Here is a 15,873-nt window from a genome sequence, read left to right on the forward strand (position 1 = left end):
GCCCAGATGCATTTACCGGCAGTAGGTAGGGCCGTTGGTGCCAGCAGGGTTGCCGGTACCCGTCCGACCCGGGGCGTGGGCGCCCCGGCGCTCACCGCAGCGGCTCTCCGCCGCTCGTTTCAGATTCACCCGAATGAGTGTATGGAGGCTGCGGCGGGCAGCTCGTGTACGAGGTACCCGCCCAGACGGCGCGCCGGCCCGGCTCACCGCCGTACAGGGCCTGCGCGCCCTCCCGGCTCTAACCCACCCGCTCCAGCAGCACCACCGGCAACCGCTCGAACAACTCGTCCACGCGCGCGTGCCCCGTGAACTCCCGTTCCGGAGCCAGCACATCGGCCCACTGCCCCGGCGGCAGCGGCAGCAGGGTGTCGCGCCAGCCGCCCGCCTCCGCGAGCCGCAGCGACAACCGTGTCACTGCGGTCACCACCTCGCCCGACCGCGCGAACGCCACACAGTGCGCCGCCCCCGGCCCCTCCGCGGGCAGCGGCGCGTACGTCGCCGAGTCCCCGAAGACGTCGGCACGCCGCCCGCGCAGCCGCAGGGCCGCCGCGCTCACCTCACCCTTGTCACCGGGATCGTCCGGCGGGAAGGACACCGGCCGCCGGTTGTCCGGGTCCACCAGCGCCCGGTACTCGCCCTCCGTGCCCTGGTACAGGTCCGGCACGCCGGGCATCGTCAGCTGGACCAGGGCGGTGCCCAGCATGTTCGCCCGGATGTGGGGCTCCAGCGTGGCGCGGAAGTCGGTCACACGTCCGCCCGGCGCCCCGCACGGCCCCGCCGCCACGAACGCGGCCACCGCGTCCTCGTACGGGGGCTCCTGCTCCGTCCAGCTCGTGTACAGCCCGGCCTCGCGCACGTGCTTGAGCAGCGCCCCCTGTACACGGTCCGCGTCCGCCGGGCCGAGCCCGAACACGGTCTGCCAGGCCGCCCACGCCAGCTGCGCGTCCGGGACGCCCTCGCCGGTGCGTGTCACCTCGGCCAGGACGTCCGCCCAGCGCTCGGGACACTCGGTGAGCACGGCCAGCGCGGCCCGTACGTCGGCGCTGCGCTTGGTGTCGTGCGTCGACACGACGGTCCCGGTCGCCGGCCAGTCGCGCTGCACGCGCGCGCAGTAGGCGTGGAAGTCCTCCGGTGACACGGCCGGGCCGCCCGGGTTGCCGCCCACCTCGGTCGCCGACAACAGCGGCACATAGCGGTAGAACGCCGTGTCCTCCACGGATTTGGCGCGCAGTGCGGACGCGGTCTGTGCGAACCGCGCCCGGAACTCGGCGTGTCCGGGCCCGTCACCTGCCCGTCCGAGCACCAGGTCGCGTACGACGTCGACGGCGCCGGCCTCCTCGGGGACGACGAAGGCCTGCCGGGCTTCGGCAGCGGCCTCCTCGGAGACGACCGAGGCGGCGTCGCCGGACTCGTACGGACGGTAGACGTCGAGGCGGACCAGGAGCTCCTGGAGGGCGGTGCGCAGGGCCCAGGGAGCCCGGTCGCGCAGCGCGGGGTCCGGCGACGCGTCGCACAGGTGGCCCGCGACCCGGGTCAGCCGCTCGACCTCGGCCGCCAGCTCGTGCGTGAGCACCTTGTACGCCGCCCGCCGCACGGTCGCCTCCCACTGCCCGCCACGGTCGGTCTGGGGGGCCGCGAACCGCCGGTACTGGCCGAGGAGTTCCCCGAACCCCGCCGGATCCGTGAAGAGGCCGTCCACGTGCCGCAGGGCGTCGTAGCCGGTGGTGCCCGCCACCGGCCAGGAGGCCGGCAGGTGCTCACCGTCCGAAAGGATCTTCTCCACCACCGTCCACCGGCCGCCGGTCGCCTCGTGAAGACGCCGCAGATACCCGTCGGGGTCGGCGAGTCCGTCGGGGTGGTCGATGCGCAGCCCGTCGAGCACGCCTTCATGGAGCAGTTGAAGGATCTTGGCGTGGGTGGCCTCGAAGACCTCCGGGTCCTCCACCCGCACTCCGATGAGCTCCGAGATGCTGAAGAACCGCCGGTAGTTCAGCTCCGTACGCGCCAGCCGCCACCACACAGGGCGGTACCACTGCGCGTCCAGGAGCTGCGGCAGCGGCAGTCCCTCGGTGCCCTCGCGCAGCGGGAACACGTGGTCGTAGTAGCGCAGGACGTCGCCGTCGAGCGCCAGGGCGTCGATCTCCGTGCCGAGTGGATGCCCCAGCACCGGCAGCAGCACCTGGCCGCCCTGTGCCTCCCAGTCGATGTCGAACCACCGCGCGTACGGCGACTTGGGGCCCTCACGGAGCACCTCCCACAGGGCGTGGTTGTGGCGCGGGGCCATCGCCATGTGGTTCGGGACGATGTCCGCCACCAGCCCGAGACCGTGCTCCCGCGCGGTGCGCGCCAGCGCGCGCAGCCCGTCCTCGCCGCCGAGTTCGCCGCGCACGCGCGCGTGGTCCACGACGTCGTAGCCGTGCGCGGAGCCCGGGACGGCCTCCAGGACGGGTGACAGATGCAGGTGCGAGACGCCGAGCGAGGCCAGGTACGGTACGGCAGCCGCGGCGGCCTCGAAGGGGAAGTCGGGCTGCAGCTGTAGCCGGTAGGTGGCCGTCGGCACCACCGGGTCAGGACGCTCAGGTGTCATGGGAACCTACGTACCCGCCCTGCCCTCTTTCGTGTCATCGCCCGGTGCACGTTGCCACGCGCGTGTGCCTGGTTTCGAGCGATGACGACCACGGGGCGGCGCAGGGCGCTGGAGACCTACCGCGAAGTGATCGGGCTCACCGGCCCGCTGCTGCCGGTGGTGTCCTTCCTGGGGCGCCTTCCGACGGCCACCATCCAGTTCGGCAGCGTGCTGCTCGTCGCCCGCACAAGCGGCTCCCTCGCCGCCGCGGGGCTGACCGGCGGTGCGCTCGCGCTGGGACAGGTGGCCTGCGGGCCGCCGATGGGGCGGCTCGCCGACCGGCACGGGCAGCGGACCGTCGTGCCGGCCTTCTCTTTCGTCAACGCCCTCGCGATCGCCGCGCTGGTGGCCGGGGCGCTCGCGGGGCTGCCGACGCCGGTTCTGGCGCTCGTGGGGGCGGCGGCGGGCGCGAGCGTACCGCTCATCGGTCCGCTGGGCCGCACGCGCCTGGTCGCCCTGGCCCGCCGCTCCGGAGCGCCCGACACCACGGTGGCCGCCGCCCTCTCCTTCGAGAGCACCCTGGACGAGATCTCCTTCGTCCTGGGCCCGGCCCTGGTCGGCCTGGCAGCCGTACTGGCCCATCCGGCGTACGCCCTGGCCGCCGCCGCGGCGCTGGTGGCCCGGTGCGGCAGCGGCTTCGCACTGCATCCGACGGCGACGGCGTCGCTGCCCCGGCCGGCCGCCGCGGCCGCCGTCCGCCCGCGCATCCCCCGCTCCGTCCACGCCCTGCGCGCCGCCCTGGCCTTCCAGGGGGCGATGTTCGGTGCCTGCCAGGCCGGGATCACCGCGCTGACGGAACGGCTCGGGCAGCCGGACCAGGCCGGGCTCGTGTACGCCGCGATGGGCGTGAAGAGCGCTGCCGCGGGGCTCTCCATGGCCGCAGTGCCCGCGCGCGTCGGGCTCGGGACCCGCCGGCGGACGGCCACCGCGGCCGCGTTCGCGCTCTCGCTGCCGCTGCTCTGGACGGACAGCCTCGGTGCCTGTACGTCGTCGTCACGCCTGGCGGCCGCACTCGCCTGCGCGATCGCGCTGACGGCGCGCCCGGCGTCGTACGCCGTGCGCGCCGAAAGCGACCGTCACGCGTGCGTGCCCGGCGAGAAGACGAACACGTCCTCCTAGACGGGCCGCTGCAATACCGTCATGCTCCGGTCCACCAGCGTCAGCCGGTCCCCGGCCTGCACCTTCGCGTCCGTGTCCGGTGGGACGCCGTCAGGGCGGGCGGTGTCGACGATCACCTGCCACTGGCGGCCGTGGTTGACCGGCACCACGAAGTCCAGCGATGTGTGGGAGGCGTTGAACATCAGCAGGAAGGAGTCGTCGCCGATGCGTTCACCGCGTGATCCCGGCTCCGAGATCGCGTTGCCGTTGAGGAACGCCGTCAGCGCCGACGCCTGCGCCGAGTCCCAGTCGCGCTGGGTCATCTCCTTGCCCTCGGGCGTGAACCAGGCGATGTCCGACAGCTCGTCGTGGGTGCCCTCGACGGGCCGTCCGTGGAAGAAGCGCCGCCTGCGGAAGACCGGATGGTCCTTGCGCAGCCACACCATCGCGCGCGTGAAGGCCAGCAGTTCACTGTCGTCCTCGGGCCATGCGACCCAGGCCAGCTCGCTGTCCTGGCAGTAGGCGTTGTTGTTGCCGTGCTGGGTGCGTGCGAACTCGTCGCCGTGGCTGATCATCGGCACGCCCTGGGACAGCATCAGCGTCGCGACGAAGTTCCGCATCTGACGCTGCCGCAGTTCCAGGACGGCCGGGTCGTCGGTCTCGCCCTCGGCCCCGCAGTTCCAGGACCTGTTGTGGCTCTCGCCGTCCCGGTTGTCCTCGCCGTTGGCCTGGTTGTGCTTGTCGTTGTACGACACCAGGTCGTTCAGGGTGAACCCGTCGTGGCAGGTCACGAAGTTGATGGAGGCCAGGGGCCGCCGCCCGTCGTCCTGGTACAGGTCGGACGAGCCGGTCAGCCGGGAGGCGAACTCCGCCAGCGTGCGTGGCTCGCCCCGCCAGACGTCCCGAACCGTGTCGCGGTACTTGCCGTTCCACTCGGTCCACAGCGGCGGGAAGTTGCCCACCTGGTAGCCGCCCTCGCCCACGTCCCACGGCTCGGCGATCAGCTTCACCTGCGAGACCACCGGGTCCTGCTGGACCAGGTCGAAGAACGACGACAGCCGGTCCACCTCGTGGAACTGCCGGGCCAGGGTTGCCGCGAGGTCGAAGCGGAAGCCGTCGACGTGCATCTCGGTGACCCAGTAGCGCAGCGAGTCCATGATCAGCTGAAGCACGTGCGGGGAGCGCATCAGCAGGGAGTTGCCGGTGCCGGTGGTGTCCGTGTAGTAGCGCGGGTCGTCCGCCAGCCGGTAGTACTGCGGATTGTCCAGGCCCCGGAAGGACAGCGTGGGGCCCAGATGATTGCCCTCGGCCGTGTGGTTGTAGACCACGTCGAGGATGACTTCGATGCCGGCCTCGTGCAGCGCCCGCACCGCCGACTTGAACTCCAGGACCTGCTGGCCGCGGTCGCCCCAGGAGGCGTACGCGTTGTGCGGGGCGAAGAAACCGATCGTGTTGTAGCCCCAGTAGTTGTTCAGGCCCATGTCCACCAGACGGTGGTCGTTCACGAACTGGTGGACCGGCATCAGCTCCAGCGCGGTGACGCCCAGCTCGGTGAGGTGCTCGATGACCGCCGGATGCGCGAGGGCCGCGTAGGTGCCGCGCAGCTCCTCCGGCAGCCCCGGGTGCCGCATCGTCAGGCCCTTGACGTGGGCCTCGTAGAGGATCGTGTGGTGGTACTCGGTGCGCGGTCGTCGGTCGTCGCCCCAGTCGAAGTACGGGTTGACCACGACCGACGACATGGTGTGCGGCGCCGAGTCCAGGTCGTTGCGCTCCCCGGGGGCTCCGAAGTGGTAGCCGTACACCTCCTCGCCCCAGTGGATGGAACCGCTGATCGCGCGCGCGTACGGGTCGAGCAGCAGCTTCGCGGAGTTGCAGCGCAGGCCGCGCTCGGGGGCGTACGGGCCGTGCACACGGAATCCGTACCGCTGCCCCGGCATGACGCCCGGCACGTACGCGTGCCGCACGAACGCGTCGCTCTCCCGCAGTTCCACCGCCGTCTCCGAGCCGTCGTCGTGCAGCAGACACAGCTCTACTCGGTCCGCGGCCTCGGTGAAGACCGCGAAGTTGGTCCCGGCGCCGTCGTACGTGGCACCGAGTGGATACGCCTCTCCAGGCCAGACCTGCATGGATACGACTCTTTCAGGTGTGCCCCACTGCCGGGGGCGCCTTGGACCCGAGTCTCCCCGAAAGTGAGGGAACCTCCTATGACTTACGTCCCTCTTACCGATCGACCAGTGCATACGCGGTATGCCGAACCAGTGGGGCAAACACGTACTCCCGGGATTCCAGGGGGAGTAGGGGGATCGACGTGCGCAACGTAGTGCACCGCCATCTGGGCAAGGTGGTGGCCGGTGCGGCCATCGCGGTGGCCGGAACCGCCGCGATGGTCGCGGTGACCCTGCCGGGCACGGCAGGGGCCGACGACGCGGGAGGGAACAGGGCGGGCGCCCAGCAGGCCGCCCAGGGGCAGGAACAGGGGCAGGCAGATGTCCGGCCCGGGGTGGTCGAGGAGGCCCCGGCCCAAGGGGACGAGGGCACCGGCCGGGACCCGCTCACCGACGACGAGATGAAGCGGGTCGAGCGGCTCGCGGTCAGCCCGCAGCTGTTCAACTCCAGCGAGAACGCCGAGGGGAAGCGCGGCCCGCAGCGGCTCGGCGTCGACCTGGCCGAGCCGGAGGCCGGCGAGGTGGACGACCCCGACGCGCCGCGGCGCGCGGACGTGACGTTCTACGACTACAAGGACGACACGCTCGTCACCAGGACCGTCAACCTCGACACCGGGAAAGTCGAGCAGACCGGCACGCAGCACGGGGTGCAGCCGCCGCTGAGCCGTGCCGAACTGTCCGAGGCCGCACAGCTCCTGATCGACGACCCGCTGGGGGCGGGTCTGAAGGCCGACTACAAGGACGCCGTCGACAAAGAGCTGACCTCCCCGGACCAGCTGCTGCTCGCCGGCGCGGTGTACCGGGCCGTTCCGGGCGCGCAGCCCGCCGTACTCGACCAGTGCGGCGAGCACCGCTGCGTGCGGCTCTTCCCCAAGATCAAGAACGGCTCCTGGATCGACGCCCGGTCTCTCGTCATCGACCTGAGCGCCCGCAAGGTTGCGTCGCTCCGCGGCTGACCCGCCCTCCGTTCAGTTTTCCAACTCTGTTCTTCCTGTAAGGGAGTCACTTCTTCATGCACGTGAACAGACTCAGCCGCGCCCGCAGGACGGGGGCCGTGGGCCTGTCGCTGGCTGCGCTGGCCGCCGGCGTCACGACCGCTGCCGGGCCGGCTGCCGCCCAGCCGAAGGCCGCCGCCGCGGCGGCCGCGGACTGTAGCGCCGCGTACCGCATCGAGCAGAAGCTCTCCGGCGGTACGACCTGGCGCATGTGCTGGCGCTACGACAAATACGCCGGGCTCGTCCTGGAGAAGATCTCCTATCAGCCCAAGGGCGAGACCAAGCCGATCAAGGTCCTCAACAGTGCCAGGCTCGGGCAGATACACGTGCCCTACGACGACGGAAGCGTCGAGTACGACGACCTGACGGGCTTCGGCTTCGCCCAGGGGCTCATGAACCTGGCGCCCGGCGAGTGCCCCGGCGGCACCATCAAGACGGTCAAGGTCCCGGACGCCTTCGATCCGGCGCATCCGAACGTCAAGGGGCTGTGCACCACCACCCGTTCCCGCGGCCACGCCTACCGTATGCAGGGCGACAGCGCGACCAAGGTCTACCAGGCCCAGGGCAAGGACCTCCTCGTCTACACGGTCAACCAGGTCGGCTGGTACGAGTACATGACCGAGTGGCGCTTCCAGGACGACGGCACGGTCAACATGAACGTCGGTGCGACCGGCAGCCTCTCCTACGAGGACTACGACGCCGGCGACGGACGCGGCTGGCCCATCGGCAAGGGCGATCAGGCGAAGGCCACCAGCCACAGCCACAACGTCTTCTGGCGGCTCGACTTCGGCCTCGACGGCTCCTCCAAGAACGGGATCGAGCAGTACGACTCGGCCGTCACCGCCCCCGGCAGCGGCCAGCAGGCCCCGTCCACCAAGACCACCCGCACCAAGGTCACCAAGGAACTCTCTGGCGACGCCAAGAACTACCGCTGGTGGCGGGTGGTCAGCGCGGCCGGCAAGAACAAGGACGGGCACCCGAGGTCGTACGAGATCGTCCCCGGCGTCACCACCAAGTACCCGGGGCGCAGCTTCACCAAGCACGACCTGTACTTCACCCAGTACAACAAGTGCGAGCTGTTCGCCAGCAACAACACGGGCAACTGCGGTACAGGAGCGGGCAAGTCCGTCGACAAGTGGGTGGGCGGCCAGACCCTCACGCACCCGATCGTCTGGACGAACGTGGGCTTCCACCACATCGCCCGGGACGAGGACCAGCAGCCCATGCCGGTCCACTGGCAGGGATTCTCCATCGCCCCGAGGGACGTCACGGCTATGAATCCGCTCACTCCCGCCGAGCTCGGGTGGCAGAACGGCCACTGGCAGCCGCGCAGTTGAGAAACGGTCCGTCCATCCTGCTGCACCGCCGACCACTCCCGGAGTACCCTTCCTTGATCGTTGAGACGGGGAGTGCTCGGGGGAGCGGAAGGCGGTGCGCGGGTGGGCTCGGGAGGGCTGGAGTTGCCCCCTGGTGACGAGGGTCACGAGGGGAACTCCGCAGACGTCCCGCCCGGCACGGTGTCCTTGGCCCGTCCGATGGACACGGGTTCCATTGGACCGGAGCTGGACTGGGACGCCGACGCCTGGCGCGAGGTGCGTACGCGCGCTCAGCGAGCCGGCCGGGCCTACATCTGGCTGAATCTCGTCGAACAGCGGCTGCGTGCGGTAGTGGCCGCTGTTCTGCGTCCCATCTACGAACCCGTCCACGGCGACGAGTGGGTGGTCGCCGCGGCCGGACCCGCCGGACAGGAGTGGGTGCAGCGCGCGGTCGCCGTACGCGAAGTCAGCCGCCGCAAGGGCTATCTGCTCGACCCGGCCGACGACAACGTCCTCAGCTTCCTCACCCTGCCGCAGCTGCGCGAGCTGATGGTGCAGCACTGGCCGTGCTTCGAGCCCTACTTCGACGAGCGCCGGGACGTCGAACTCGCCCTGGACGAGCTGGAGGTCACCCGGAACGTCGTCTCCCGCAACCGGGCACTGTCCGAGGCCGTCCTCAACCAGGCCGAGCGGGCCTCGGCCCGTCTCCTGGAGATGCTCGGCACGGGCGGCGACGTACCGTCCGCGCGGCGGCTGCCCGTCGACGCGGTCGAGGACCTCGTCGGAGAGCGGTACGCGGATGTGGTCGCCGTGCACCCCGACCGGGTGCGGCTGCTGCGGCAGTTCCCCGCCGAGGACATCTTCGGCGGCGCCCGCCGGCTCGACGCCATCGGTATCGGCCTCAATCTGCTCGTGCAGAACTTCTCCGGGCGACGGCTGGTCCGGCTGGCCGAGTCGGGCTGCCGGGTACGGCTGCTGTTCCTCAACCCGGCCTCCAGCGCGGTCAAGCGCCGTGAGCGTGAACTCGCCATCAAGCGGGGGGAGTTGAGCCGGGCCGTCGAGATGAACATCCTGCACATGCGGCGGGTGCGGTCCAGGCTGCGCGACCCGGGCGCCTTCGAGATCCAGGTCTACGACGAGACGCCGCGCTTCACGGCCTACCTCGTCGACGGCGACGGCTCGGACGGGATCGCGGTCGTGCAGTCCTATCTACGGCGGGCGCGGGGCATGGAGGCGCCGGTGCTGGTGCTGCGCAACGGCAACAAGGTGGTCAAGCCGGGCGAAGTGGACGAGAGCGGGCTGTTCCCGACGTACCGCGAGGAGTTCGAGCTGGCTTGGGCGGATTCGCGGCCGGTGTCCTGACAAGTCCCCGCCGGGTAAGCGGAATGCGGTCCTCTGATTGTCAGTGGCGCATGGGATCGTGGAGACATCTGGGGGAAAGCACCACCGAGAAGGGGGGCCAGGCATGGGCTGGCACCAAGAGCTGCTGATCGGCTTCGACCTGGAGACGACGGGCACGGACCCGCGCGAGGCGCGGATCGTCACGGCGGCCGTGATCGAGGTCAGGGCGGGGCAGCCGATAGGGCGCCGGGAGTGGCTGGCGGATCCGGGAGTGGAGATCCCGGCGGACGCCGTGGCGGTACACGGCATCAGCAATGAGCGCGCGGCCGCCGAGGGCCGGCCGGCCGACCAGGTCGCGGACGCCATCGCGGACGTCCTGGTGACGTACTGGAAGACGGGCGTCCCGGTCGTCGCCTACAACGCGGCCTTCGACCTGAGCCTGCTCGCCGCCGAGCTGCGGCGCCACGGCCTGCCGTCGCTGCGTGACCGCCTGGACGGCCGCGACCCCGCCCCGGTCATCGACCCGTACACCATCGACCGGTCCGTCGACCGCTACCGCCGCGGCAAGCGCAACCTGGAAGCGGTCTGCTCGGAGTACGGAGTGGCACTCGACTCCGCCCACGACGCCATGGCCGACGCCCTCGCCGCGGCCGAGCTGGCCTGCGCGATAGCCGAGCGCCACCCCAAGGTCGCGTCCCTCGGCCCGGCGGAACTGCACCGCCGGCAGATCGAGTGGTTCGCGGAACGGGCGGCGGACTTCCAGAACTTCCTGCGCCGCAAGGGAGAAACGGACGCGGTGGTGGACGGCACATGGCCGTTGCGGGAGCCGGCGGACGAGCCGGTCTGAGTCGCCGTGCTCCGAAGCGCCCAAAGGGGCGCGGGGAACTGCGCGACCAGCCACATAGGACCCGCAGCCGCCCGACAACGACAAGCCCCCGCCCAATAGGCGCTCAGAACGGATACCAGCGCACCGACTCGTCCCCGTCCCGCAACGACGCCACCCGTCGCTCGAACTCGGCCAGCGCGTCGGGGTTGCTCGGTGCGTGCTGGGCGACCCACGCGCAGCTGGCGGTCTCACGGGCCCCGCGCAGCACCGAGCAGCCCGACCACTCGCGCACATCCCAGCCGTACGCCTCGGTGAACGCGTCATAGGCCGCCGCAGGCAACCCGTAGCGGTCGCGGGAGAGGGCCATCACCACCAGGTCGTGCTCGCGCAGGTCGGCGGAGAAGGTCTCCAGGTCGACCAGGACCGGACCCTCCGGCCCGACGTGCACATTGCGGGGCAGCGCGTCGCCGTGGATCGGGCCGCGCGGCAGTTGCGGGGTGAGGGCGGAGGCCGCCGTCGCGAAGCCGTCGCGGCGCTCGCGCAGATAGGCCGCGTCCGCCGGGTCGATCGCGTCGCCGGCGAGCCGCAGCCAGCGTTCCACACCGCCCAGCAGCTCGCGGGGCGGCAGTTCGAAGGAGGGGGAGGGCAGTGCGTGGACGACCCGTAGCAGTTCGGCCAAATCCCGCGGCTCCGCGGGCCGTACCCGATCGGGCAGCCGGTGCCACAGGGTCACCGGATGCCCCTCGACCAGCCGCGCCTTGGGCTCGGCGGCACGTACCGTCGGCACGGCCGCTGCTTCGAGCCAGAGCGCGATGTCCAGTTCCCGCCGGGCCCGGTCCAGGAGTTCGGCGTCGCGGCCCACCTTGACGACCAGGTCACCGGCGGCGAACACGGCGTTCTCGCCCAGGGCGAGCAACCGCGCATCCCGTGCCGGTCCGGGCAGCACGCCTGCCGCGGCCAGTACGTCCCGCGCCCGTGCCTCGTCCATCGTCCGCCTCCGTGTGATCCCTGTGCGCCTGCGTACGGCGTCACCTTCCCGCCATCCGCCGGTCAGTGTCGCATTCGCACAGGTCGCGCCGGGCGCACGGTGTCTTGACGCCGCCGATCGCCTTCACGACCATGACGGGGCCCGTCCGAGCCGCGCAAAGGGGTTGATTCCGTGACATCGGTGACCGAGGTGAGAGGCGCGGCGAATCGCGCGCCGACCACCGGCCGGGAACACCGGGCCGCCGGCCACGGTGCCTGGTTCCTGGTGTTGCCCGCGCTGATCCCGATCCTCGTGCTGAGCGTCGGACCGCTGCTGTACGGGATCCTGCTCGCGTTCACCGACGCCCAGTCGGGCCGCACCGAGCCCACCGAGTGGATCGGCACGCTCAACTTCCGGGATCTGCTGCACGACACGCTGTTCTGGGACTCGTTCCGGATCGGGCTGGTCTGGGCCGTCGGCGTGACCGTGCCGCAGTTCCTGCTCGCGCTCGGTCTCGCCCTGCTGCTCAACCAGGAGCTGCGCCTGAGATGGCTGGCCCGTGCCCTCGCCATCATCCCGTGGGCGATGCCCGAGGTGGTCGTCGGCGTGATGTGGCGGCTCGTCTACAACCCGGACGCGGGCATCCTCAACGAAACCCTGCGCGACCTCGGCCTCGGCGACGGGCGCGACTGGCTCAGCGGCCTGGCGACCGCCCTGCCCGCGGTGATCGTCGTCGGCGTCTGGGCGGGTATGCCGCAGACGACGGTGGCGCTGCTCGCCGGGCTCCAGAACACCCCGCGCGAACTCCACGAGGCGGCCGCGATGGACGGCGCGGGCGCCTGGCGGCGGTTCCGCACGGTCACCTGGCCCGCCCTCAGACCGGTCGCGCTCGCCATCACGGCGCTCAACTTCATCTGGAACTTCAACTCGTTCGCACTGGTCTATGTGCTGACCAGCGGCGGACCCGGCGGCCGCACCCGCCTGCCCATGCTCTTCGCCTACGAAGAGGCCTTCCGCTACGGGCAGTTCGGCTACGCGGCGGCGATGGGATGCGTGATGGTGGCGGTGATCTCGGTGCTCCTCGCCGTCTTCCTCGTCGGCCGCCTGAAGGGAGAGCGGGACACATGAGGACCAGCCCAACAGCCCGCGCGGGCCAGTACGTCGCGCTGCTCGCCTATCTCGTCTTCCTCGCCTTCCCCTTCCTCTGGCTGATCTCCACCGCGTTCAAGCCGCCACGCGAGCTGGGCAGCCTGCACCCCACCTGGATCCCGGAGAACCCCACCCTGGCCAACTTCCGCCAGGCCTTCGACGAACAGCCGCTGCTGAACGCAGCGCTCAACTCCCTCGTCGCGGCGCTCGGGGCCGCGCTGATCGCCGTACTGATCGCGACACCGATGGCGTACGTCATGGCCCGGCACCGCACCAGGCTCGCGAAAGCGGCGACCGGCTGGGTGGTCGTCAGCCAGGCGTTCCCGCTGGTGCTGGTGATCATCCCGCTGTTCCTGGTGCTCAAGAACCTGCGGCTGATCAACTCCGTGCCCGGACTGGTCATGGTGTACGTCGTGTGGGCGCTGCCGTTCGCGCTGTGGATGCTCGTGGGGTACGTACGCGCGGTGCCGGCCGAGCTGGAGGAGGCGGCCGCCGTCGACGGTGCCGGGCGGCTGCGCACTCTCGTCTCGGTGACCGCGCCGCTGCTCGCGCCGGGAATCGTGGCGACGGCGCTGTTCGCGTTCATCACCGCGTGGAACGAGTTCTTCTTCGCGCTGGTGCTGCTCAAGACGCCGGAGAAGCAGACCCTGCCGGTCGTGCTCACCCACTTCATCGGCGCGGAGGGCGTCGCCGACCTCGGCCCGCTGGCCGCGGCCGCGTTCCTCGCCACCCTGCCCTCGCTGGTCGTCTTCGCGGTCATCCAGCGCCGGATCACGGGCGGCATGCTCACCGGGGCGGTGAAGAGCTGATGCGGATCCGATGGATCGCCGCGCTGGTCACGGGGCTGCTGCTCACCGGCTGCACCGGCGGCGACGACGTGGCCGAGGACGGCCGCATCACGCTGCGCTTCCAGTCCCTCGCCTGGCAGGAGGAGTCCGTCGCCGCCAACAAGGAGCTGGTGGAGCAGTGGAACGCGTCCCATCCCGACGTCAAGGTCGAGTACGTACAGGGGAGTTGGGACAGCGTCCACGACCAGCTGCTCACCTCCTTCGAGGGCGGTGAGGCACCGGACATCATCCACGACGCCTCGGACGACCTCGCCGACTTCGCGTACGGCGGCTATCTGGCCGACCTGACCGATCTTCTGCCCCAGCGGCTGAAGTCCGACATCCCGCAGCGCAGTTGGCGTACGACGACCTTCGGGGACGGGATCTACGGCGTGCCGTTCCTCCAGGAGCCACGCGTGCTCATCGCCAACGCCACCTGGCTGAAGGAGTCGGGGGTGCGGATCCCGACGCCCGAAAAGCCCTGGAGCTGGGCCGAGTTCCGGCAGGTCACCGAGGAGCTGAGCGGCGACGGGAAGTACGGAGTGGCCTGGCCGCTGAAGGAGCCGGTCTCCGCCACGCTCAACCTGTCGCTGTCGGCCGGCGGGCAGCTGTTCCACCGGGACGCGGACGGCAGGGTCACCGTGCGTTTCGAGGCGGCCGACCAGGTGGTGCCGGATACCGTTCACGACCAGGTCAACGCCGACGGCAGCGCCTCGCCCACGACCCTCGGCAGCGGCGGCTCGGACACCCTGCCCGGGTTCTTCGGCGGGAAGTACGCGATGGTCCCGCTCGGCTTCTCGTACCGCCAGCAGATCGTGCAGCAGGCGCCCGAGGGCTTCGACTGGCAGGTGCTGCCCGCCCCCGCCGGGGCCGACGGGCTCGCCCAGGGGGTCAGTCCGCAGACGCTGTCCGTCGCCGAGGACAGTCCGCACAAGAAGGAGGCCGCCGAGTTCATCGACTTCCTGCTCCGGCCGGAGAACATGGTCCGGCTGGCGCTGGGCGACTGGATGCTGCCCACCGGCACGCAGGCCCTGAAGGACCCGGCCCTGCACACGGCCGAGCACGACTGGGCCACCGGCACCGCCCTCGCCGCCCACCTCCGCTCGGCACCCGCACAGTCCGTCCGGGGCTATCCCGAGTGGAAGGACAAGGTGGCCACACCGGCGTTCCAGGAGTACTACAGCGGGGCGATAGGCCCGGACGAGCTGCGGGAGCGGCTGGAGGAGGACGGGAACCTGGTGCTGGCGCGCTACCAGCGGTGAGGCGGAAGGTGCGCAGGCGGGTCATGCAAGTTGCACGAGACGTTTCGTCTCTCATACCGTCGACCACATGACCACTCCGGCGCACATCGCCATGTTCTCCATCGCTGCCCACGGCCACGTGAACCCGAGCCTCGAGGTGATCCGCGAGCTCGTCGCGCGCGGGCACCGGGTGACCTACGCGATCCCTCCGGTGTTCGCGGAGAAGGTCGCCGAGACCGGCGCCGAGCCCAAGCTGTGGAACTCGACGCTGCCCTCGCCCGACGACGACCCAGAGGCGTGGGGGAGCACCCTGCTGGACAACGTCGAGCCGTTCCTCGACGACGCGATCCAGGCGTTGCCCCAGCTGATCGCGGCCTACGAGGGCGATGAGCCGGACCTGGTGCTTCAGGACATCACCTCCTACCCGGCCCGCGTCCTCGCCCACCGCTGGGGCGTCCCCGCGATCTCGCTCTCGCCGAACCTCGTGGCCTGGGAAGGCTACGAGGAGGAGGTCGCCGAACCGATGTGGGAGGAGCCGAAGAAGACCGAGCGCGGGCGTGCCTACTACGCCAAGTTCCACAACTGGCTGGAGGAGAACGGCATCACCCTGCCCCCCGACCCCTTCGCCGGCCGCCCCGCCCGCTCCCTCGTCCTCATCCCGAAGGCCCTTCAGCCCCATGCCGACCGGGTCGACGAGAGCGTGTACACCTTCGTCGGCGCCTGTCAGGGCGACCGCACCGCGGAGGGCGACTGGCAGCGGCCCGCCGCCGAGAAGGTCGTGCTGGTGTCGCTCGGGTCGTCCTTCACCAAGCAGCCGGCCTTCTACCGGGAGTGCGTCAAGGCGTTCGGCGAGCTGCCGGGCTGGCACCTGGTGCTCCAGATCGGCCGGCATGTCGACCCGGCGGAGCTGGGAGACGTACCGACGAACGTGGAAGTGCTGTCCTGGGTCCCGCAGTTGGCGGTCCTCAGGCAGGCAGACCTGTTCGTCACACACGCCGGGGCGGGCGGCAGCCAGGAGGGACTGGCGACCGCCACGCCGATGATCGCCGTACCGCAGGCGGTGGACCAGTTCGGCAACGCGGACATGCTCCAGGCCCTGGGCGTCGCCCGTCACCTCCCCACGGAGGAGGCGACCGCCGAGGCCCTGCGCACCGCCGCCCTCGCGCTCGTCGACGACCCCGAGGTCGCCCGGCGGCTGAAGGACCTCCAGGCCGAGATGGCCCAGGAGGGCGGCACCCGGCGTGCGGCGGACCTCATCGAGGCGGAGCTGCCCGAGAAGTGAGAAGGAGAGGGCCCGTTGGCTCCCCGGTGGCCAACGGGCC

General features: G+C 71.0%; 11 protein-coding genes and 1 pseudogene. 9 read left to right on the forward strand and 3 right to left on the reverse strand.

Annotated elements, in window-relative coordinates; all coding sequences use genetic code 11:
- Nucleotides 1-238: 238 nt before the first annotated feature.
- On the reverse strand, nt 239-2,587 hold the full coding sequence (gene treY, locus KCH87_RS04745) for a malto-oligosyltrehalose synthase (RefSeq protein WP_210584379.1): 2,349 nt from the start codon (nt 2,585-2,587) through the stop codon (nt 239-241).
- A gap of 81 nt (nt 2,588-2,668) precedes the next feature.
- Here treY and KCH87_RS04750 point away from each other — a divergent pair, with 81 nt between their 5' ends.
- On the forward strand, nt 2,669-3,745 hold the full coding sequence (locus tag KCH87_RS04750) for an MFS transporter (protein WP_247195706.1): 1,077 nt from the start codon (nt 2,669-2,671) through the stop codon (nt 3,743-3,745).
- On the opposite strand, the gene glgX is transcribed toward KCH87_RS04750, so the two are convergent.
- The gene (gene glgX / locus KCH87_RS04755; protein ID WP_210584380.1) at nt 3,742-5,850 is read right to left on the reverse strand and encodes a glycogen debranching protein GlgX; all 2,109 of its coding nucleotides are present in this window, start codon (nt 5,848-5,850) and stop codon (nt 3,742-3,744) included. The two genes, KCH87_RS04750 and glgX, sit on opposite strands and share 4 nt — an antisense overlap.
- A 182-nt stretch (nt 5,851-6,032) precedes the next feature.
- Here glgX and KCH87_RS04760 point away from each other — a divergent pair, with 182 nt between their 5' ends.
- The 4 genes from KCH87_RS04760 to KCH87_RS04775 all read left to right on the forward strand — a co-directional run bounded on the left by KCH87_RS04760 (nt 6,033) and on the right by KCH87_RS04775 (nt 10,388).
- Nucleotides 6,033-6,845, forward strand: a complete 813-nt coding sequence (locus KCH87_RS04760; RefSeq protein ID WP_210584381.1) for a Tat pathway signal sequence domain protein — start codon at nt 6,033-6,035, stop codon at nt 6,843-6,845.
- 56 nt (nt 6,846-6,901) lie between these two features.
- A complete protein-coding gene (locus KCH87_RS04765) occupies nt 6,902-8,221 on the forward strand; it encodes a copper amine oxidase (RefSeq protein WP_210584382.1) in 1,320 nt (439 codons plus the stop codon).
- Between the two features lie 102 nt (nt 8,222-8,323).
- The gene (locus KCH87_RS04770; RefSeq protein ID WP_210584383.1) at nt 8,324-9,562 is read left to right on the forward strand and encodes an SAV2148 family HEPN domain-containing protein; all 1,239 of its coding nucleotides are present in this window, start codon (nt 8,324-8,326) and stop codon (nt 9,560-9,562) included.
- A 103-nt stretch (nt 9,563-9,665) separates the two neighbouring features.
- Nucleotides 9,666-10,388 carry a 3'-5' exonuclease gene (locus tag KCH87_RS04775; RefSeq protein WP_210584384.1) on the forward strand — a complete coding sequence of 241 codons (723 nt, stop codon included), beginning with the start codon at nt 9,666-9,668 and terminating at the stop codon, nt 10,386-10,388.
- A 103-nt stretch (nt 10,389-10,491) separates the two neighbouring features.
- On the opposite strand, the gene KCH87_RS04780 is transcribed toward KCH87_RS04775, so the two are convergent.
- The gene (locus KCH87_RS04780; protein WP_210584385.1) at nt 10,492-11,355 is read right to left on the reverse strand and encodes a phosphotransferase enzyme family protein; all 864 of its coding nucleotides are present in this window, start codon (nt 11,353-11,355) and stop codon (nt 10,492-10,494) included.
- A gap of 171 nt (nt 11,356-11,526) precedes the next feature.
- On the opposite strand from KCH87_RS04780, the gene KCH87_RS04785 reads away from it, so the two are divergent.
- From KCH87_RS04785 to mgt, 4 genes and pseudogenes are all read left to right on the forward strand, one after another.
- The gene (locus KCH87_RS04785; protein ID WP_210584386.1) at nt 11,527-12,462 is read left to right on the forward strand and encodes a carbohydrate ABC transporter permease; all 936 of its coding nucleotides are present in this window, start codon (nt 11,527-11,529) and stop codon (nt 12,460-12,462) included.
- A complete protein-coding gene (locus tag KCH87_RS04790; RefSeq protein WP_210584387.1) occupies nt 12,459-13,292 on the forward strand; it encodes a carbohydrate ABC transporter permease in 834 nt (277 codons plus the stop codon). Before KCH87_RS04785 ends, KCH87_RS04790 begins: the two co-directional genes overlap by 4 nt.
- A complete protein-coding gene (locus tag KCH87_RS04795) occupies nt 13,292-14,572 on the forward strand; it encodes an ABC transporter substrate-binding protein (protein ID WP_210584388.1) in 1,281 nt (426 codons plus the stop codon). Before KCH87_RS04790 ends, KCH87_RS04795 begins: the two co-directional genes overlap by 1 nt.
- Nucleotides 14,573-14,602: 30 nt before the next feature.
- Nucleotides 14,603-15,833: pseudogene (gene mgt, locus KCH87_RS04800) on the forward strand (macrolide-inactivating glycosyltransferase).
- Nucleotides 15,834-15,873 lie beyond the last annotated feature (40 nt).

The sequence above is a fragment of the Streptomyces sp. GESEQ-35 genome, from assembly GCF_017948485.1.
GTDB lineage: Bacteria > Actinomycetota > Actinomycetes > Streptomycetales > Streptomycetaceae > Streptomyces.